At 46.9% G+C, this 21,203-nt stretch carries 14 protein-coding genes; 7 read left to right on the top strand and 7 right to left on the bottom strand.

What is annotated here, in order from left to right; genetic code table 11:
- Positions 1 to 12: 12 nt before the first annotated feature.
- Both NDK19_RS08015 and NDK19_RS08010 read right to left on the bottom strand, forming a co-directional pair.
- Positions 13 to 2,910, bottom strand: a complete 2,898-nt coding sequence (locus NDK19_RS08015; RefSeq protein WP_250631352.1) for a DUF11 domain-containing protein — start codon at positions 2,908 to 2,910, stop codon at positions 13 to 15.
- A gap of 22 nt (positions 2,911 to 2,932) precedes the next feature.
- On the bottom strand, positions 2,933 to 5,188 hold the full coding sequence (locus tag NDK19_RS08010) for a hypothetical protein (protein WP_250631351.1): 2,256 nt from the start codon (positions 5,186 to 5,188) through the stop codon (positions 2,933 to 2,935).
- Positions 5,189 to 5,672: 484 nt separating this feature from the next.
- On the opposite strand from NDK19_RS08010, the gene NDK19_RS08005 reads away from it, so the two are divergent.
- The 3 genes from NDK19_RS08005 (at position 5,673) to NDK19_RS07995 (ending at position 11,052) form a co-directional block, all read left to right on the top strand.
- Positions 5,673 to 7,370 carry a L,D-transpeptidase family protein gene (locus NDK19_RS08005; RefSeq protein WP_250631350.1) on the top strand — a complete coding sequence of 566 codons (1,698 nt, stop codon included), beginning with the start codon at positions 5,673 to 5,675 and terminating at the stop codon, positions 7,368 to 7,370.
- Positions 7,371 to 7,545: 175 nt separating this feature from the next.
- Positions 7,546 to 8,178, top strand: coding sequence for a CAP domain-containing protein (locus tag NDK19_RS08000; protein WP_250631349.1), 633 nt, complete (start codon positions 7,546 to 7,548; stop codon positions 8,176 to 8,178).
- Between the two features lie 240 nt (positions 8,179 to 8,418).
- Positions 8,419 to 11,052 (top strand): DUF5686 and carboxypeptidase regulatory-like domain-containing protein, encoded by a 2,634-nt coding sequence (locus tag NDK19_RS07995; RefSeq protein ID WP_250631348.1) that lies wholly within the window; start codon positions 8,419 to 8,421, stop codon positions 11,050 to 11,052.
- A 95-nt stretch (positions 11,053 to 11,147) separates the two neighbouring features.
- Here NDK19_RS07995 and NDK19_RS07990 read toward each other — a convergent pair whose 3' ends face one another.
- On the bottom strand, positions 11,148 to 11,828 hold the full coding sequence (locus NDK19_RS07990; RefSeq protein WP_250631347.1) for a hypothetical protein: 681 nt from the start codon (positions 11,826 to 11,828) through the stop codon (positions 11,148 to 11,150).
- A 68-nt stretch (positions 11,829 to 11,896) separates the two neighbouring features.
- On the opposite strand from NDK19_RS07990, the gene NDK19_RS07985 reads away from it, so the two are divergent.
- Positions 11,897 to 12,325, top strand: a complete 429-nt coding sequence (locus tag NDK19_RS07985) for a Rieske 2Fe-2S domain-containing protein (RefSeq protein ID WP_250631346.1) — start codon at positions 11,897 to 11,899, stop codon at positions 12,323 to 12,325.
- A 17-nt stretch (positions 12,326 to 12,342) separates the two neighbouring features.
- Here NDK19_RS07985 and NDK19_RS07980 read toward each other — a convergent pair whose 3' ends face one another.
- The 4 genes from NDK19_RS07980 to NDK19_RS07965 are packed head-to-tail and all read right to left on the bottom strand — an operon-like array spanning position 12,343 to position 15,358.
- Entirely contained in the window at positions 12,343 to 13,050 is a 708-nt protein-coding gene (locus NDK19_RS07980; RefSeq protein ID WP_250631345.1) for a thioredoxin domain-containing protein, read from the bottom strand.
- An 11-nt stretch (positions 13,051 to 13,061) separates the two neighbouring features.
- Positions 13,062 to 14,039: a vWA domain-containing protein gene (locus NDK19_RS07975; RefSeq protein ID WP_250631344.1), complete on the bottom strand. Its 978-nt coding sequence runs from the start codon at positions 14,037 to 14,039 to the stop codon at positions 13,062 to 13,064.
- Between the two features lie 12 nt (positions 14,040 to 14,051).
- A complete protein-coding gene (locus NDK19_RS07970) occupies positions 14,052 to 14,954 on the bottom strand; it encodes a class I SAM-dependent methyltransferase (RefSeq protein ID WP_250631343.1) in 903 nt (300 codons plus the stop codon).
- A 14-nt stretch (positions 14,955 to 14,968) separates the two neighbouring features.
- A complete protein-coding gene (locus NDK19_RS07965; RefSeq protein ID WP_250631342.1) occupies positions 14,969 to 15,358 on the bottom strand; it encodes a hypothetical protein in 390 nt (129 codons plus the stop codon).
- 70 nt (positions 15,359 to 15,428) lie between these two features.
- Between NDK19_RS07965 and NDK19_RS07960 the strand changes: the two genes are divergently transcribed.
- The 3 genes from NDK19_RS07960 (at position 15,429) to NDK19_RS07950 (ending at position 21,070) form a co-directional block, all read left to right on the top strand.
- A complete protein-coding gene (locus tag NDK19_RS07960) occupies positions 15,429 to 15,968 on the top strand; it encodes a DUF4178 domain-containing protein (RefSeq protein WP_250631341.1) in 540 nt (179 codons plus the stop codon).
- Between the two features lie 74 nt (positions 15,969 to 16,042).
- Complete coding sequence (locus NDK19_RS07955) at positions 16,043 to 16,828, top strand: hypothetical protein (protein WP_250631340.1); 786 nt, start codon at positions 16,043 to 16,045, stop codon at positions 16,826 to 16,828.
- Positions 16,829 to 17,122: 294 nt separating this feature from the next.
- Positions 17,123 to 21,070, top strand: coding sequence for a LamG-like jellyroll fold domain-containing protein (locus tag NDK19_RS07950; RefSeq protein ID WP_250631339.1), 3,948 nt, complete (start codon positions 17,123 to 17,125; stop codon positions 21,068 to 21,070).
- The last annotated feature ends 133 nt before the right edge of the window (positions 21,071 to 21,203 follow it).

Genomic DNA, 21,203 nt, shown 5'->3' with positions numbered 1-21,203 from the left:
CAAGAAGGCAGGTTATTGCTTTTGATTGATGTTTGGCAACGGCGATGGCGTTACGATGACTGCACTGGGAAATTTCAACTCCCTGCATATCCTTTTTTCGCAAACCACGCAGTTTACGTCTTTAATCCGCACCGTGAAGCAGATATTCATTCTGCCTTCGCAGCATTTCAGGTTGAGGATATTGGGCAGTGAAAGATTGAACGGGATGCCGCTAAGAATACCGAAGCCCGTATTCACCGACGTAGGGTTGCCTATCCATGTCAAGCTGGTATTCATGGGCGGATGCGGCTGTTGTAGCAGCAAACCGTTTGCTCCGCCAATTGGAGAACTTGCCGTAGCCATATGCCCTACGGCATTGCCAATATTGGCAGGTTTGCAGTCGCCGGGGAGGTATTGGATAAAGAAATCGTCCACGTGGATGGAAAGTTCCTGAATCGGGACAGGGTAGCTCAGTTGTAACAACATCGGCTGTACATTACCGTTACTCATCACAAGTCCGGGTTTAATTTCCACTTTCAGTTCTTTGCAGGCTTCATTTTGGCAATCCAAAGGTTGCAGAATATTAGCGCAGCCGGTATTCCATGTCAGCGGGTTAGCAGAAAGCGGCGAAACGGCACTTACTGTTGCACAGTTTACGCAAGGTTCGGGCGTGGCAGCCGTGCGCTGTGCGTTGAACACCAAGAATACATCCTGACCGGGGTTTAAGGTGAAACCCGCGGGCAGTACAAACACGCCTCCACTGAAGCTGACCGGCAATGCGCTTGCAACCGTGTTGTTGTTAGCATCTACCACCGTAATATTGGCAGGGTTTGCCAATTGAACGCAACTTGGCAGGTTGTCCTGCACCTGAATTTTGGACAGCGGCAAACTGCCTACGTTGCTAATTCTGATGCGATACTGGAACGTTCCTCCTACCGGCACTATCTGCGAATTGCTCCAATTGCTTTGGTTAATGCCCGAATTGACTTGTTTTTCGCCGTTCAGTGCCGCCATTGCCAAAATATTGTAAGGTACTTGGCTACTGATAGTCTGTCCTGCGCCAAGCGTAACCGTAGCAAGATTGGTACCCATTGATGCGGGCATTTGCGTAGCTGTAAACGTAATCATCACTACGTTGGTCTGCATAAAGTTGCAGTTGGGCGGTATGGTCAGGTTGGCAGTCAGTGCCGTGTTGCTTACCGACGTGGTAACGCTAAACCCGTTGGTAGGAGCAGTTAACGGTTGCAGGTGATTTTGCACCGACGGACTGTTGAGGAAACCACAACTGCCATAATTCACCGATTGAATATTTGGCACGGTGCCTGCAAAAACCTGCACGTTTTGAATGTTGCTTAGGTTATGTGCTGCTATCGGGTCGGTAAGCGTACCGTTAAAGGCTTGGTCGCCGTTGTTGGCAATGAAGATGGCAAAACTTTGTTGCCCTCCGACAGCTACGGCAGATGGCCCTGTAACGCATTTTTTAATAGAAACAAGCGGTGAAGGTTGTTTTACGTTGAATTGGACACAGCCCTGCGCAGTATTGCTGACAACGGTTTGCACAGGATTGCCGCAAAAATCATTACCCGGATTAATGGGAATGTTTGCATTAAAATTGGCAGTGGCACAGTTGGTTATCAGCGTGCCGGGGCTGACCACAGTATTTACCTGAAAATTGATTTCAATAAAGATGCTTGCGTTGGGCGCTAAACTGCTTTGCGTCATGTTGAACTGAAAAGGCGAACTACCGGTGTTCAGCACGCCCGCATTAGCAGGAGAAATGACATGGTTGATATAAGTCAAACCTGTCGGGAAAGGGTCGGTAATGGTCAGTTGCGTGATGGGTACATTGCCGGTATTTGTGAATGAGATAATATACCTGCCGCTGCAACCCGGGGAAAGTTGGGTAAAGGGTTGAAATTGTATGGATTTCGTTAAAGCACCTTGCTGGGTTAATGTAGAGCCGCAATAATTCACCTGTGCGGATTGCTGGCTTTGCGCATTCAGCGTAACGTTGCCGCAGGGATTATTAAGGCTGCCCAAAACGCCATTCAATTGGATGGAGTTGTTCAACGTACAACTGTTGTTGCAGGTAAAAGCCTGTGTACGAATGAACATGTATATTGTGTTTGCCGTGATGGTCTGAGGGCTGTTAAGATTGACAGATTGGCTGCTGTTTGAAGGCAACGGAATAAAAGGCGGATTGGGTGTGTTAGGATTAAAATAAACAGGTGGCGTATAACCATTAACACCGGCGGAAAAAGTACCCAAACTGTTGGTAACGTTTGTACAAGTAGTCGTTATTTGGTCTGCAAAATCGGTTAATACCAAGTCGTAAGTCCCGATGTTGTTGCTGATGCTCGGCGTGATGCCGTTAATGGCGGATACATTGGTGAAATCTTTAAATATTTTCACGCGCCACAAGATGTTTTCTCCGGCACAGGCAGTTGGCGCTACCGGTTCCTTAGAGGCCTTCCACAGGTTGAGCGTGCGGGCTTTTACTGCAAGCGTTTGGGTATGATTTACGCCGCAACCGCTGTATTGTATGTTGAATGTTGCGCTTGCGCCGTCGCAGGTAATGCCTGCCGGAAATATGAACGGCAGCGTATATTGCATAGCCCCATTGCAATTATTGCTGTTTTGCAGCGCTGCAAAATCCACCTGCAAGGTGCCGGGGGTGGGTGTGGTGAGAGGCAGCAGACTGTTGCCTTGGAAAACTACTACATTGTTATAGGTAATGGTCAGCGTTTGGTTGGGGCAGTTGCATCCTAAGTTGGTCAGAACCAAATTGAAGGGCGCACCCGAATAAGCCTGAGTAATATTTGAAAAGCCGTTTTGCGATAAACCGGCAGAAGGTATTTGGGCTTGTTGCGCCTGTATAGGCTGAATGGCGCACAAACAGAGGAAACAAACAAAAAATAATATCTTTTTCATGGTCAAGTCTTAGTTTAAGTGTTTAGAATGAGACGTTGGAAAATTCCACGCAGAACTCACGCACGCAGCGGGTGCAGAAATTGCCGGTGCCGTTGTCAATGAAAAATTCTGCTTTGAAACAAACCTTGTACTTTATCGGGCAGCACTCGGCAGAAACATTGCCAAAGGGCACAGGTAAACCCAAGTGCAGTTGAACGGGGATGTTCATGGTCGGCACAGTCCATTGCGCCGTTAAGGATTTGGCAGCGCCGTTTGCCGGAGCGGCTTCCAATAGGGTTACAGCCTGACTATTGACCGTAGAAAGGAACGGCGTGCTGTTGATAAATACGCCTGCTGTTTGGTGGTTGGTAACGCCGTTGCTGCACTGCTGTGCGTCCACAAAACTCATGTGCGTAACGGTAATATTGACGCGGCGCACGTTGGCATTGGTTACAAAATTGCCTGTCAGCTTGAACGGCGAGGAAGGAGAGGTTTGCGAAACACCGGTTAGGTTAAACTGGGCGTTAAAGTTGTCGCAATCTTTGCATCGGCAAGCCTCCAATTTAACGGTGTCTTGAACACCCGGTCTGCAAATGGCAGGAGGCATTAACAGGTTATCGCCTTGGAAGGTAAGCAGTACGTCCGTAACGGAAGTTGGTGCGTCAAAGCTCAGGCAATAGTTTTTCGTATTGGGATAAGGAGGCCCTTGCGGAGTAAGGGCAGGCGTAAGGGTCTGATTGGTGATAGTGCCCGGAGCAAAGGGAGAACCATTGGTTTGCGTAATAAATAACCCTGAACCTGTCTGATTGAAAGTAAGCGGAGTTTGCGGACACAACGCATTATAGATAGAGTTAAAACATATCTCATAGCGAAACTTTCCGTTCTGGAAGCCCAAACAACGAACAGAGTTTATTTGCAAGTCAAGTTCCAAACGGCAGCATTTCAAAGAAAAAGTACCCGTTTCCGAATCTTTCTTATTGGCCTTGTCAATCACGCGCCATGTAAATTGCAGTTGCTTGCCTGCTTCAACGGCTCTGTAAAAATTCTCATCGGTGCGCCATGACTCGGCAGCGCCTAATCCTTCTTTGCGGTAAATCACCGTGGGAGTGGTTTGCCCGTTGGGCATTTGTTGCTCGGCAATGATTTCCAGCGTGTAATCGGGTTTGGTGCGGGGTTGCCCTGCGATTTTCCACCTGAACTCTTTCAGGTTGCGGATGTCCTCAAAATGCTGTTTCAAGGGAGCGACCAACACAATGCGATAGTCGTTTTGTTGCTGCTGTTGCTGTTGTTGAGGGGTGAGTATATCCGCTACGGCTGATTGGGCGATTACGTCAGCACTGACGGGCAGGGGCTGGTGCTCGTAGGTATTCCAAGCAGGTGCACCGCTTGCTTGGTCAGAGGGTTTGGGTTTATCGGTTTTGGTCGGTTTTTTGTCAGATTTGACCGTTTCGGTAGGGCGAGGGGAAGGTTGCTGTTGGCTTGGGCTTGCATCGGGCGAACCTGTTTTTACTTTGCCTATGTGAATCCCCAAGCCTGCATTAAACTGCATGTGATTGAGCGAAAAAGTGCGTTCCGTTGTCCGAAATTCATTGCTGCGAGTCAATTGCTCAATTTTATACACGCCGCTTGCATCAGGCGTTCCCAAAGGTACAAGCTCGCGCTGCCTTGCCTTATAATCCGACAGGAAGTAGTTAGCCTCTGCCCACAAACTTATCCGCTGGTTAAGCATCCAGTTGATGCGGGCAGTTGGCAGCCATCCAAGTGCCGATGAACTTACGGGGCTTTGTCGCAATACATCTTTCGTGGTAGGCACTAATGCCCCGCCTTGCCCGACGTTAAAACGTTGCACAATGGCAAAAGAATCTTGCTTGAACAGGTTCAATCCACCCACAACGCCGGCAGTCAATTGCAGCGATTTACCTATTTGCACCCGTGCCAACGGGCCGGCACCTAAGAACGTGAGCGATTGGCTGTAAGATTGATTCAGTTCTGCCGATAAACCTGCAACACCGGCAGCTTGAAACAGCGGCTCAATGGTTGTTGCGCTTCTGCCGCCTATGCTGTGTTGTACGCGCGTTTGCAGCCCCAGACTGAAAGGAGTTTGCGATTTGCCTAAAAAGTGGTTGTAACCACCCGAAAACTGGATGCCGGACTTTACATATTGTCGGTTAGACTGCGCGGAATTGAGCAATCCCCATCCGCCGCTAAGCCATAATTCACTTGCAGATTGTGCTGTTGCATCTGCCGAGATAAAACAAATCCATGCGACTAAAAAAAGTCGCCATAATTGCTTAATCATAGCCTAACAAAATTTAACGAAAGAAAAATGAGGAAATATTTGTGAGTATCAATACGACACCCTAAATTTGCAGGTTACGTAGGTTTTTAAAAATTTTTTCAGAAAATCCGCTTGTTTTTCTGTGTAGTTTTTTGATTGTCCTTGTAGTAAAAAAACCGCGCAAGTGCGGTTTTTAAAAAGTAAAAATTCCCTTTTGTTTTGTTGGTTGATTTCCATTGGTAATCATTTGGATTTTTTATCTAAAAAGTCGTTTTTCCTTTGATTGGCTGCTGATTTTGTTGATTTTTTTGATTAAAATTTTGTATCATGCCGATGCAGAAATATCTCCATGACTCATTGCTGTTAAAGCAGATAGGCAGGAAGGGATGAATTTGCCTGATGAAATGAATTATAAGGCAAAAGTGACTTTTATCACTAAAAACCCTCTCAAAGACAGCTAAATTGGCAAAAATCCGTATATAGGAATACTAACAAACTGCTGCCAATGAACGCTACCTATTTTTTCTGGCTCTATTGTGCATTGCTCTGGACAATCACAGGCTGCGAAAAACAGCCCGAAGTGTCGGAAGCAACTGCCATAATTTTCAGCTCGGAAGAACCCGAACAACCGCGAGTGGCAGAGTATGCGGAAGCCCTCCAATTATTGCTTTCCCGCCATGACAGTACCTTGTCTGTACATCGGCAAATAGATTCGCTGCTGTTGCAAAAAGGCAGTGTCCTAAGAGATTTTTATCGGAAACGCGACTTTAAAACCTTGTGGAATACGCCTGCCAAAATAGAAGAAGCGGCCAATGTGCTGCTCAATGCCGATGAAAACGGTTTGGCAGCCACAGATTATTTGACAGAAGAGATTCTGAGCTTGAAACGCACGGTTGCCCGCGAGGAGTACCAAAATCCGCAAACTCTGGCAACAATGGAACTGTACCTGACAACAGGGCTGTTGCAATATGCTTCACATTTGTTGGCAGGCAAACTCAAACCTCATATGTTCCATACTTTGTGGAATTATCCTTCGCGCGATTTTGTGTGGAAAAATCAGGGTGAGATACTGGAAAAATACGTTGCGGCCGATTCCACCGCACAGACCTTTCGCCAACTGCGTCGGCATCCGCACTATGTGTTCTTGAAAAATCAATTGGCTTTTTATCGGCAAATGGCTGCTGCCGGTGTTTTTCAGCCTGTTAAATGCGATACAGTCATCAAAAAAGGCGGAAGTCATGAAGCCATTGGTATCCTGCGCAAGCGGCTGCGTGCCGAAAAAGTTTACCTCAATGCTTCGGATACAACGGTTTTGGATGATTCGCTGAGCGAGGCACTCAAAATATGGCAATACAGGCACGGCTTGAAACAAACGGGCATTTTAGATACGATGACGCGCAATGCACTCAACATTCCGGCAGAGCAGCGCATTGCCACCATCCGCGTGAACATGGAGCGCATGCGCTGGCTACCCGACACACTGACCCCGAATTTTATTTTGGTCAATGTGGCAGATTTTCGCCTGTTCCTTTTCCGCAATGGCGAGGCTGTTTGGGACACACCCGTTACGGCAGGCACACGCGTCAATCAAACGCCCATGTTTGAAACCTACATCTCGCATTTGGAACTGAACCCCGTATGGAACATACCGCAAAGCATCATCACCAAAGAAGTGGCGGTTGATGCGGCCAAAAAAAGCAACTACATCTCGCGCAATCGCTTCAAAATTGCCAATAGCAAAGGTGAGCACATAGATGCTTCTACCGTCAATTGGAGCGACGTGCGCAGTGGTAAAGTGCGCTATCACATCTACCAGCCGCCCGGCGAAGGGAATCAATTGGGCAAAATCAAGTTTTTCTGCGTCAATCCGCACGCTATCTATCTGCACGATACGCCCAATTTGAGCAAATTTCAGTTTCAGGAGCGTGCATTCAGCCACGGCTGTATTCGCGTATGGAACCCATTCATTTTGGCCGGCTTGCTCATGGGCGACACTGTTCAATGGGACAGAGCAGCCTTTGACAAACTGCTTGCCCCCGGCACTACGCGCAACGTAATGCTGCCCCGCCGCGAACCGGTGCACATTCATTACTTTACTGCATTCCCCGACCGTCGGCAGTTGCTCATCCTGCGCCGCGATGTTTACGGGCACGACCGCCGCGTGCTGCGCATGTTGGATGTACCCGTCAGAAATTGGCAGTAAAATTGGAAACGTTTTCGGCGAAAGGGTATTAAAGTGCGGAAGCAAATTTTGACGTTCTTCTGTTGAATGCGGATAGCTCGGATTTTGCGTAAAGCATCCCATCGGCATTCATTCGTGAAATCTGCGCTTATGTCATGCGTTTAAGTTCCTTGCCTAAATCCTAAACGTTGAAACCATGAAAAAACTGCATCCAATCGTTTACAGCCTTGTAGTAGGATTCATCACGATGGCTCATGCACCTGTACAGACAAAATGGACACGTGAAATGTATGCCAAGCACGACTACAAGAGTTTTGCCCAATTGCCTATGGCGCATCAGCCGATTGATGGCAAAAATATTGACTATGCGCTGCTCAATGCTGCCATCTTTTATGCAACCAATTGGCAACGCGATATGCAGCGGCAAAAACCTTTAAAGTATTCGGCTGCACTTGAAAAAGCTGCTTTTGAACATTCCAAAGATATGATACGGCTTAACTTTTTCTCGCATACAAGCCCCGTTCAAGGAAAGGAAACGTACAGCAAACGCATAGCGGCAGAAGGTATAAGTAACAGCTATACGGGAGAAAATATTTCCTATCGTTCACATATTGCGGATTCTTATCTCAATCAGGCAAAGAAAATTGTTTTAGGTTGGATGAATTCGCCCGGCCACCGTCGTAACATACTCAATGGTTCTTATCAATACATCGGCTGTGGTGCTTATACCGGCAAGTTTGACGGATGGGCCAATGCAATTGTTGCTACCCAAAATTTCTCTGCGACCGATGCGCCCCCTTCGCAAGAGGTCGTGATTGATTACAGGTGAGTTAGCTTATGCAAAAGCGCAAGAGGTTTGCGAAATTTTTTGTGTAAACTCCTGATAAGCAGTTGTTTAAACCTGAAAAGTCTTAGAGAATGTCAGGTTTGTGTATAATCATGGGGAACGGATATCCTGTAACAAAAAATTTATCAACACTGCAATAACCAACGCAGCAACCTTTGCCGGCAATGCAACATCTTTGAGGTATAATCAGTTTCAACTATCAACACTTCATCCGTTGCATACATGAAAAACTTACTATTGCCGATATTGTCTTGCTTGCTGGTGTTTACCGTTCAGGCACAAAAAGTTCGCGGGCGCGTTACCGACGAGCAAAACCAACCGATGCCGTATCTGACGGTTTTTGAGGAAGGAACATCTAATGGTACAACCACCAATGCCGAGGGGGAATACTTCTTGGAAATAGCTTCAGGTAAAAGGCGTATCGTCTTTCGTTACTTGGGCTACCAGACTGAAACCCGCGAGATAGACATAAGCAAAGGACAAACGCTGACATTAGACGTACAGATGAAGCCTCAGCCGGTTGTTCTGAAAGAAGTACAGGTGAGCAGCAAAGATGAAGACCCCGCCTATGCCATCATTCGCGCTGCGCAGCGCAACCGTAAGTTTTATCTCAATCAGGTGGACAGATTTGAGTGTCAGGTATATATCAAAGGCTTGCAGCGAATCTTGAATGCGCCCAAGAAAATTCTGGGGCAAGATGTCATCCTTCCCGGGTTAGATAAAAATCGTTCGGGCATTATCTACCTCTCAGAATCGCTTTCACGCTACTATTTTGAGGCTCCGAACAAGCAAAAAGAAGTCATGCTTTCCTCCAAAGTCAGCGGCAATAATCGCGGATTCAGTTGGAACAGTGCTATGGCCTTTAAATTCAACTTTTATGAAAACTCAATGGAGAGTTTTGCCGAGCGCAACTTCATATCGCCCATAGCCGCAACCTCATTTGTGCATTATCGCTTCCAGTACATCGGGGAGTATAAAGATAAGGGTTTGACAATCAATAAAATAAAGGTAATACCTCGCGCAAAGGGCGCGCCGTTGTTCAGTGGCTATATCTACATACAGGACAGCACTTGGCGCATTCACAGCACCGACCTTTATATCACCAAAGACGCGGGTGTGGACTTTGTGGATACCGTGCGCATTCGCCAACAGTACATACCCGTCAGCGACCAAGTCTGGATGCTTGGTTCGCAGGTAATAGACGGAAGCGGCGGCATTGAAATATTAGGTATTAAGCTCAAGTTTGCGGGCAGTTATACGGGTGTGTTTTCCTCTTATGTCCTGCCTTCCAAGTACTACACCTCCACTGCATCCGTTGTGCAGGAAAAACAAACGCCTGCCCTTGCTAAGACAGCACCAGCCCGAAAAGCCCGCAGCAGGCAGCCTGTTGCAACTGCCAAAACAATGGAAAAACCGCCTGTTAATAAATCTGACAGCACATCGGTTGCGCAGTCCGTATCGGACAAATTAGACCAACCCTATGACAAAAATTTTTTCAAAGGAGAACTGATACGGGTAGAAAAAGAAGCTAACATGGCCGATACCAACTACTGGGCACAGGTTCGCCCCATTCCCCTGACCGATGAGGAACGCACGGACTATGTGCTGAAAGACAGCATTCGGCAGGTAGTAGAGTCGGTGCCTTACAAGGATTCGGTAGATGAAATTCGCAATAAATTTAAGCCTATTAACATACTGACAGGTTATCGGTATAATAAATCATCTAAAAGGGTCAATTTTGATATATCTGCTCCCATCAATGGCATTCAGTTTAATACCGTGGAAGGCTGGGCATTAGATTTGAACTTGCAAATGAATCGCTATGACAGTGCCCGTACACGCAATACCTCTGTTTACAGCAATTTGCATTACGGATTTACTCTGCAACGGCCTTACGGCGGACTTGGCGTGTCACATCGGTTCAACGCTATCAACAGGCTTTATATTCTTGCAGAAGCAGGTAACAAAGCCGTGCAGTTCAACCCCGATGCCATTCCGTTTACCCACAACACCAGCTACACGCTTTGGACAGAGCAGAACTTCATGAAACTGTACGAGAAAGCCTATGCGATTGTACAAAGCGGTATGCAGGTTGCCCGCGGACTGAACTTATTGGCATCTGTTCAGTGGGAGCGCCGCAGCCCGCTTACGAATGCAGAGGCACTGCCTACATTTTGGCGGCGCGACATCGCCGACCGTGAATATACCGGCAATGACCCGCAAAATCCACTGAACAACAGCCCTGCATTTGAAGCCCATCAGGCACTTGTTTTAGGATTCAGGATGCGTTATCAGCCCGGCAGCCAATACCGCAGTTTTCCTAACCGCCGCGTTTTTCTGGGTTCTAAATGGCCTGTATTTACGCTGGCTTATAGGAAGGGTATGGCAGATGTGGACTATGACTATGTGCGATTTTCGGTAGAGGATGAACTGAATCTGGGAATGCTGGGCAGCACCGAATATGATTTTTCGGTAGGTACTTTCCTGAATGCCAACCGTTTGCAGTTCATGGATTTTAAGCATTTCAATACCACGCAAACCATCTTTAACCCATCGGCGCTGCGGAGTTTTCGCGCCTTGCCTTATTACCAATACAGCACTTTGGGAACATTCTTTGAAGGACACGCCGAACACCACTTCAACGGCTTTCTGTTTAATAAAATTCCGCTGTTAAAAAAGTTGCGCTGGCAGGAGGTGGCAGGTTTACACATACTTTACACAGAGCAACTGAAACAGTATGCCGAACTGACATTGGGTATTGAGAAAATTTTTAAGATTCTGCGCGTGGATTATGTAATGGCTTTCCAACGCGACCAACCAATAGCCAATGCCTTCCGATTAGGCATCGGATTTTGATAAAACGAAAATCCCTGACAATTTTTCCATGAATCATCGGGGATTTTCTGTTGCTTATGGGATGTAGTAGTAAGCAGATGAAGCAAACGATGCATTTAACGGCCTCTTGGTGCACGGCTTCGGCCGCCGCCCACAAGGAAGCGAACGCCTGCCGTGGCAGCACCGAAATTAATCAGGCTGGTTTCCCAAATAGTAGTTTTATTAAGGAAGGCATTCATGTGAATGGCTGCCTTGGCTTCCAAAAAAAGAAAAGCCCCACGCACGGGTACTTCACCACCCAAGCCGATGTTTACATGACCTGTTTCTATGCGGCGGTTTTCAAAGTATTTGCGTTCGCCCGATGAAACCAATTCAATTGCTCCATCTACGTTATGATTAGACATAACAGCACTAAATCCTACCAATGCATATGTTTTTGCTTCGGGGAAACTGTAACGTCCTGACAGATAGCGGTGATAGTTCAGTTCCAGTTCCATATTTTGCACACGGAGCGAGGTAAGCGTGTAGTTACCGTAGTTGTCTAACGGCGAGGAAGGTGCATAATAGCCAAAGCTCAGATTGATACTGTTTTGTTCAAAGAAGCCGTATCCAACACGCAACTTACCGCCAAAAATAAAAGGAAATGTATTGGGGTTTACTTGCGGATAGATACCGATTGTTTTCCCGAAATATTTTGCTGTTCCGCCACCAATGCTGACACTAAACTGCGCAAAAGCATTTGAAGTTGCGAATAGTAACAGGAAAACGCCTGTGGCGAGCGTGAAACCTTGCTTCATAAAAGGTCGTATTTTTTGCAACAATTGAAGCAAATATAGTACCTTTTAGCTGTAACGCTTTGCAAATAATGTTGAAAAATATTGGAGCCGTTTGTATCGGTTGCTTGTTGATAATGGGCTTGTTGGGCTGTGAAAGACAACAAGTTACAGACCCCGTGCCTTATGTTTTTGTGCAAAAACTGATAGACCTGAACAATACGTTTTATCAGGCGCTGCGCTTTGACAGAGGATTTGTGTACGAAACAGGAGGTGTTCGCGGCTTGATTATCTATCGGCGTGCGGCTAATGCTTTCATCGCCTTTGACAGGGTATGTACGCATCACCCGTCTAATCCTTGCGGGGTGGTGGAGGTAGAACCTACGGGTTTTTTTATACGCTGTCCCTGCTGTCGCTCGGCGTTTGATTTTGAGGGCAACCCGATTAACGGCCCTGCCAACTTCCCAATGGTGCGATACCGCACATCGTTGAGTGGTTCGTTGCTGAGCATTAATAACTGAGGTTGCCCCCAAATGGCTTAGAGTGCCTTTTCAACTTCGGCTTTACTTGCCAAGCCTTTGTGATGCCAAGTTTGCTGTCCGTTTTTGAAAACTTTCAGTACCGGAATTTCTTCTACCTGCAATGATTTTGCCAATTGGCGGTTTTCGTCTATGTTGATGCGGACAATTTCAACATGCCCTTTGTGTTTTTTTGCCAATTCGTCCAGCATGGGTTCCATTTGTTTGCAAGGTGCACACCAAGGCGCGTAAAAATCAACCAGTACAACTTTTTGGCTGTTAATCAGCCGTTGGTATTCTTGCTGAGAAATTTTGTCCTGTGCGGCAACTTTGGGCATTTCTACGGGCAGGTTGTTTTTCTGCCATGCCAAAATACCTCCTTTCATGTCATACACCTGCGTAAAGCCGTTCTTGCGCATGTAGTTAGCGGCAGCCGCGCTTCTTGCGCCCGAGAGGCAATAAACAAAATAAGTTTTATTTTTATCCAGATTGGCTACCATATCGGGAAACTTGTCGTCGTTGTAGTCCATACAGTTGGCATTTGCCAGATGTCCCTTGACAAATTCTCCTTTGGTGCGCACATCCAGCACAACAGGGTTGGCAGTGCTTTTCATCTTTTGGTGGAAAGCAACAGCGTCTAACGATTCGCCACCGGTCTTATTTTGTCCGGTACAGGCCGATGCTATCATGTAAAATACTGAGAGCCAATATAGAAGATGCTTTTTCATAAGTGTATGGGTTAAATACGGAGAATATTAACGGTGAAAAGTATATCTGCCACTAACAGAAGGATTGCCACAAACAGAAAGTAGAAGTAGTTGTTGGTAGTAACGTCTAACTGTTTTTTGTCCATCAGTTCGCCTTCTATCTGGTTGATGGTTTCTATCAGCCGGTTGGTTTCAACCGTATTTGCATTGATTTCAAAATAACGTCCGCCGGTTTGGTCGGCAATGCTTTGCAGCGATTCGGAGTTGAGTTGCGTGATTACCTCACGGCCTGATACATCGCGCTTGAAGCTGTTGTCGCGGAAAGGAATTTTGCCGCCCTCCTTTGTGCCTACTCCTACGGTGAAAATGCGAATTTCGTCTTGTTCAAATTTTTTGACCATTTGCTGGGTTTCGTCGCCAAAATCTTCGCCATCGCTGATGAGGATGAGCATTTTGGACTGTGGCATTTTCTTTTGCACTTCGGTTGTGTCGGTCAGTTTGCGATGTGCCATTGCCAGTGGTTGGGCAAAATCGGTGCCACTGGTGGGCAACAACGAGGTTTTCAGCGATTCAATCCAAGTGTAAATAGCACCTTTGTCGTAGGTCAGCGGGCATTGAATAAAGGCTTCCGACGAAAAAATAATCAAACCGATTCGGTCGTTGGTCAGGTTATCTACCAGCCTTTTGAGTTCAAATTTGACTTTGGAAAGGCGAGAAGGTTGAATATCGGTAGCGTTCATGGAAAGGGACAAATCTACGGCGATGTAAATATCCTTGCCAACAGATTTGACTTCTTTTCTAATCAGTTCGCCAAAGGAAGGCCCCAGCAGTGCGACAATGAACAGGCTGAAATAAACCGCACGCAAGATAAACTTAATCCAAACGCGGCGTGCATGGGTTTGCAACTGTTTTGCCAGCCCGTAGCTGCGCACAATGTACAAGCCGTAGAGCAGCAAAAAGCTGATGATGAGAACAATTTCCGTAAGGCCAAATTCGCTAAACCACTGCATGAGTTTGCTTGATTAATAACTCGCAAAACGACAAAAGATGCCCAGCGGCAGGCGTTTACCAAAGCGGTCGGGCAGGTACAATTCGCCGATTTCCATGTGAGCTACTTTGCCAAAAATGCCGTTTACCAGATTTTCCACAATCAGAGGCGAAAAGCCGATGGAATACAAATTGATGATACAAAAATAATTGTCGGGGTCGAGTATTTGGGCGCAATTCTTCAAAAGCTCGTTAATTTGTTCCTCGAGTACCCACTTTTCGCCATTGGGGCCTCTTCCGTAGGCAGGAGGGTCTAAAACCAGCCCCTGATAGCGGTTGCCGCGCCTGATTTCGCGGGCTACAAACTTAGGGGCATCTTCTACCATCCAGCGGATACCGTCTAATCGGGAGGCTTCCATGCTTTCGCGCGCCCAAGTGATTACCTGTTTCACGGAGTCCACATGAGTAACTTCTGCACCTGCATGGCGCGCGGCCAGCGATGCCACACCGGTGTAGGCAAACAGATTCAGCAGGCGCGGATGGGGTACTTTCATAGACCGAATTTTCTCGGTCAGATAATCCCAATTTACGGCCTGTTCGGGGAATATGCCTACATGTTTGAACGAGGAGAGTGACAACTTTAACTGCAAATCCATCTTGCCGCGTTGGTAGTGCATCCACCACTTATCGGGTTGCCCCGGGCGAGTATGCCATTTGCCTCGTTCGCTGTTGCGGTCTTTGTCGCCCTCCTCGCGGCGAAACCATGCCCCTGCCAGTTTGTTCCACTCCTGTTCCGGCAGCGATTTGTCCCAAACTGCCTGTGGTTCAGGCCTTGCAACAATGTACTTGCCGAAGCGTTCCAGCTTCTCAAAATTACCGCAGTCTATCAGTTCATAATCAGGCCACGAGGCCGGTGTGAGGGCTTGTATGGGGAGCATTTACAGTGTTTCGGTTAAGCGTTAGGAGTGATAAGGGCTACTTCATTGACTTTATTGAGTGCGTTAAAGCGAATTTGAATGTATCGGCCTTGTCTGCCGCTGCTGTCGTTTTCGCATTGTCTGCCCTTGTCAATGTAGTATTTGTAAAATTTCATGCCGCGTTCGGCTATTTCTATGGCATCTGCCTTGCCGAGCAGTTGCCGAACCTCCATTTCTCGCAGCGATTTTTCCAGCAGATAGGGTTTAGCTATTTTCAGAAAATCATCTATTTGGTCGGCGCGTTTGTTTTGGCAGCCCATCGGGTCATTGCGCCAGCTTTCATCGTCAAATCCTTCCGGACCGGCATCGGGCTTACAGTTGCTCAATAACAGCAGCAGTATAGGCAGATAAAATATTTTCTTCATGCGCAATGATTGTAACTTAGCGGCAAAAGTACCGTTTTCATAGCAGAATCACTTTATTACTGTCAAAGCCATGTTCAATCTGTTTAAGAAGAAAGACCAAAATCCGCCAAAACCACACTACGACCCTACCAACATGAAGGTTACAGACCTTCGCATTGGCTTCCTGTTTGACTATGACCTCAAAACATGGGAAGTAACAGATGAGTTTGAGTATGATTGGGGCGATAATTTTTTTACTTATGAGTATAAAATTGTCAGCGGCTCCGAAACGCTGTATATGCGCATAGAGGAGGACGACCGAGTGTATTGCATTTTTACGCAAAAGATGCCTTTCGGCAAGTTGGGAGATGCGGCGCAGTATTTTAAAGAGCATCAGACTGCCCCTTCCTCCATTGAGTTCGAAGGAATGACCTTCTACTTGGAGCGCGAAAATCCGGGCTTTTTCCGCAGCACACAAGACGAAGATTCCGTAGAGATGATACAATGGGATTATTTGGATGATAGCGGCAAACACATGTTGGTTATCCACCAGTGGGATACACAGGATTTTGAACTGTCCGTGGGTATTATAGAAACGGCAGATGCTGTCAGCAACATTTTGCCGCGCTAAACTTTATTTCACTTATAAACGTTTAAAAAGCAGGTATCTCATTTGGCAGATGCCTGTAAATCAAACATACGCACATGAAACGCATTCTTTTAATACTTCCCGTTGCCTTGCTTTGGTTAGCCTCTTGTGGCAGCAGCGAGCGCAAATTTGTCAAATCGCCATTGGATAATCTCATCCGCGACTTAGATTCGGAAAAGAATTTTACCATTATCCTGTACGATATGGAAATGGAAGATAATATTGGCAGCGATGAGTACAAACACAAGTACAAGATAATCACCATGAAAGACAGTGTGCCACAGGAGCGCATTACTGACTGGATCCCCGTAGATGAACAGTTTTTCTTTGAAAACGAAAACAACATGGGGATGGAGATTGCCAGCAAAATAGACGGCAAAGTAAGTAAAGTGGTAGCCCCTCCGGGATATTCCAACTATGTAGGCAATCCGCAATACGGTCAGTGGCGAACCGCCTCCGACGGTAGCTCTTTTTGGGAATTTTACGGCAAATATGCCATGATGAGCAGTATGTTTGGTTTAGTGGGCAGCATGATTAATCGCAACAGTTACTACGACTATCGCGATAATTACTACGGCCGTCGCCCTTACTACGGCGCATTGCCCGACGGTCGCCCTGCCTACGGCACTTACTCTCCACATGGTCAGCGCGCCAATCCCGACTTCTACAACCGCACAGGCGGTGCTACGGCCTTCAAGGACAAAGTAAACAGCCGTGTAACGCGCAGCAGTTCATCGGGGCGCTCCTCTTCTTCCGGCTCTATTTTTGGCAGCAGCCGCAAATCGGGCAGCAGTTCATCAAGCAGCAGCCGACGTTCTTTTGGTGGCAGAAGAAGAAGATAATATCAGTAATATTAAGCAAACAGCACTAAAAACTTGTTTGTGTAAGTTTTAGTGTTGTTTTGTTTTATATTATACAAACTTTCATATCATTAGTGCACCTAATGAGCACAACCGAAAGGACAAATTGAAAAAGTTCAATTCTTGTTGCAAGCGTTTTGAGCCAACTCCATGAAATGATTGACAATAAGCTGATTAAACGGCTTAAATAATACCTCTTTGCGGCATCGTCTTCTGCCCTTAAAAAACTAATTGCGCCATGCTTGCCGTTATTTTTGTAAAATAATACGGCTTGGTATGATAAATATTCTGCGCATTCCTGTTCTTGTGATTTGCTTATTTGTGTTTTGCGGCTTCAGTACGTATGCTCAGATAGACCGTACCTTTTGGTTTGCTGCTCCTGATATTTCCGTAACACACGGGCAAGACCCGATAACTATTCGGGTAACAGCTTTCAATACAGCCGCAACGGTAACAGTCAGTATGCCGGCCAATCCTTCATTTACGCCATTTGTTTTAAACGTACCTGCCAACACAACTGTCAGCCAAGATATGACCCCATGGCTGGCGCAAATTGAAACTCCCTTTGATGCGGGAGGGTTGCCCGTAACAGCCCGCAAAACAGGTATTCTTTTAGAATCTACGGCCAATATTTCCGCTTACTATGAGGTGAACCGAAGCAATAACCCCGATATTTTTGCTTTGAAAGGCAAAAACGCTTTGGGGCGAGAGTTTTATCTGCCTCTGCAAAATGTGTGGAATCATCAGGCGCTGGCGACTCCGGGGCGCTCAGGTTTTGTTGTAGTGGCAACCGAAGATAACACAGTAGTTACCATTACTCCTACCCGAACATTGGAAGGTGGCAGAACATTAAATGTACCTTATACAGTAACACTCAACCGCGGTGAGAGTTATTCAGGAACTGTAGCGGGGCCTATCTCAGGTGGTTCGGCAGGTGCTGCCAATATGCCGGCCGGTACAAAGATTACCTCCGATAAACCGGTGGCTGTTACCATGTTCCACGATTCCATTAATACTTCCGATGGCGGTTGTTACGATTTGGCAGGCGACCAATTAGTGCCTGTTAATATTTTAGGAAAAGAATATGGCATCGTACGCTCATTTTTAGGTTTCAACGGCAGCTCTTATTCTAATAATCCGGAGCGGGTAGTGGTAATGGCCACGCAAGCAAATACGCAAGTAACTTGGCGGCGCACAACCGATGCTGCGGCTACGGTTGTCAATTTGGCAACAGCAGGTGCATTTACCATCATTAACTTGACCGATGCACATATACATGCTTCCATCGTCGCCGATAAACCTATTTATGTATTCCATTTCGGTGGTTTTGGTTGCGAAACGGGTGGTGCGCTTGTGCCTCCCTTGCCTTGTACAGGTTCGCGCTCGGTGCGTTTTACCCGCTCTACTACCGATTTTTTTGGTGTCTTTATTCTGGTAAAGGATACGCATATTGCAAATTTTACCTCTAACTTCCTGACTATCAGCCCTGCGCATTTTCAGGCATTGCCCAATTTGCCCGGATGGGTGGCGGCACGTTATGACAATATTTCTACGACAAGTCTTGCTGCCGGAGCAACAGGCTCCATCAGTAACTCCTCCGGGCTTTTCCATGTAGGCATTATCAACGGCGGAGCATCAAGCGGTACGCGCTACGGTTATTTTTCAAGTTTTAACTCGGTCAATCTCGGGGCCGATATCAACGTGTCTTTTGGTACCAATATCTTGCTGGATGCAGGCCCTAACGGTATCACTTACAAGTGGTTCCGCATACCTGATGATGTTACGGTGCTTGGTACTAACCAAACCCTGACGGTTTCCGTATTCACACGCGGCAGTTATCGGGTAGAAGTGGAAGGCAACGATTGCGTACTGCGCGATACGATTTGTATCGGTACATTTGAGTACGTTTGGGAAGGCGGCAAAGACACCAACGTAAATGACCCTGCCAATTGGAGTGTGCCGTGCGGCCTGAGCGGCGTGCCTGATTGCAATTACGATGTGATTATTCCGCCACTGTCGCGGCGATTGGGCTCACACTGGCCTGTTATAGGAAATAACGCTACGTTCAGTTGTCGCGATTTGTCGTTGTTTGCTACCAGCCAAATGACGATGAATGCGAACAGTACGTTAAATATCTGCCGCCATTTCCGACACGAAGGAACTTTTAATGCGGTGTCATCTGCTACCGTGCGGTTTATCGGCACAGTGCCGCAGAACTATGAATTTTTTGTCGGCAAGGCTTCCGGCGAACTTCCCAATGTCGTTCTGAACAATACCACACCATTGCCGCATACTTTCCAAACAGATGCTTATTTGCAAGTTTTGGACAGTGCCAACAGTCGCGGCAACCTGATTGTGCAAAGTAACTCCACTTTTACTTTCCAAAACGGTTATGTGCGCACACAAGGGCAGCGCGAATTGGTCATCAAAAATAGAGCCTCTAACGGTTTACAGGGATACAATGAAGCTGCGCGACGTTTTGTTGCCGGGCGACTGCGCCGCTATACCAACTCGTTGGGCAGCTATGATTTCCCTGTCGGCTTGGTGAGAAATACGAGCAACGTAACGATAGTCAATGCCAAACAAGGCACACTGCGCGGCAACAATGGCAATCTACCTACTTGGCAGACAGCCAATTACAGCACCGGTATAGGCACAACCACAGTGCTCGATTTCAATCCTACGCACAACCAGTACATTGAATTGCCTGCCGCGGTCGCCATTGCGGGTAATGCCCCAAGAACTGTGGAAATGTGGGCACGTATTCGCGACTTCAGCGGTGAGCGGGGACTGTTTGCCTTAGGTTCTACCGGTACCAGCCTGCAAGATTTTTCTTTGCGGGTAAATAATGGCAGCAGTACCAATTTGAATTTCCGCGTACAGCTCTGGGGTAGCGATATTGACGTGAGCAATCCGCCTTTCATCATTAATAATGAATGGGCGCATTATGCGGTTACTTACGACGGTGCTACGGTGCGTTTTTACATCAACGGGCAGTTGGCCGTTCAAGGTGCACGAAACCTGAATACGGTTATTGGTGTTGAAAACTTTTTGGCACGCTGGCGAAATGGTTACATGAACGGTCAGATGGACGAAGTGCGCATCTGGAATGTTGCCCGCTCGCAGGCAGAGATAGATGCAGGGCGCAACCAGCTCATAGACCGTTGCAATCCGCCTGCCGGCTTAGTGGCTTACTACGACTTTGAGGAAGGTTCAGGCAATGTTATCAACCACCGCACCGCTGTCTGCGGTTTGGAAAAACAATATCAGTTGGCTAATGTTACCTTTACAACCACATCGGGCGTAGATAACCTGCTGGCCTATTTCAATACGTTTACGCCGCCTACTTTGACAGGGCTGCCGTTGATTTGTAATGCCAATTTTAACTGCCAAATGCTCAATCATGGTTTTTGGACGATTAATGCGTTCAACGCTGCCAACAACCAGATTAATACCTCGGGTAATTACAATATGACGCTTTACAACCGCCATTACAGCAACTTTGGGATTACTTGCAACACCGGCACGACCGTCAGCGCTACGATTGTCCGTCGGGCAAATGGCGCAAGCCCATGGCAGATTGGCGGCGGTTTCTGTTTGAATGATAACCCTAATAATACAGCCCGTGGCGGCATGACCGGCTTTTCGGATTTTGGTACCGGACAATCGCCTAATTTGGCACTGTTGCCTGTTGAGTTAATAGATTTCAGCGCCCGCAAGCAGGAAAAATCCGCTCTGTTGCAATGGCAAACCGTCAGTGAAAAAGGGTTCAATCATTTTGTGCTGGAAAAGAGCCGCGACGGCAACACCTTCTTTGAACTGGCAAAAGTCAATGGCAAAGGTGAGAATGGTGCTGCTTATGAGTGGATAGACACAGAGCCTGCACGCGTCAATTATTATCGCCTGAAAATGGTGGATAAAGACGGCACTTTTGAGTACTCAAAAATTGTGGTGGTTACGTTTGATGATTGGCAGAAAGAGTTGCAAGCATATCCTAACCCGCTTACCAAAGGCAATGGCTTCTTTGTAAATGAGGCGGTTAATAAAATCAGCCATATTGCAGTGTACAACCTGCTTGGGCAATTGATTTATCAGAGTGTTCCGCAAACTGCCGCCGTAGAGCAAGACGCTTACGTGCCTGCCAACATGAGTACCGGTGTTTATCTGGTGCAAATCATGCTTAAATCAGGCGATGTGCAGACCGTGAGGTTAGTTGTGCAGTAAAAGCCTAGCGAGGTATTTCGGATTCATTTACCAAAATGAATTTGCATGTGTGTATTGAAAGTTCGTTGGGGATTGGAGGCTGATAAAGCAGATTTGCGGATTTAACACGACACGAAATTATCAATCGGTCGCT

Origin of the sequence: Rhodoflexus caldus, from assembly GCF_021206925.1 — a bacterium.
In the GTDB taxonomy this organism is placed as follows: domain Bacteria; phylum Bacteroidota; class Bacteroidia; order Cytophagales; family Thermoflexibacteraceae; genus Rhodoflexus; species Rhodoflexus caldus.
The sequence above is the reverse complement of the archived record's forward strand: the minus strand, read 5'-3'. Positions and strand labels throughout refer to the sequence as shown.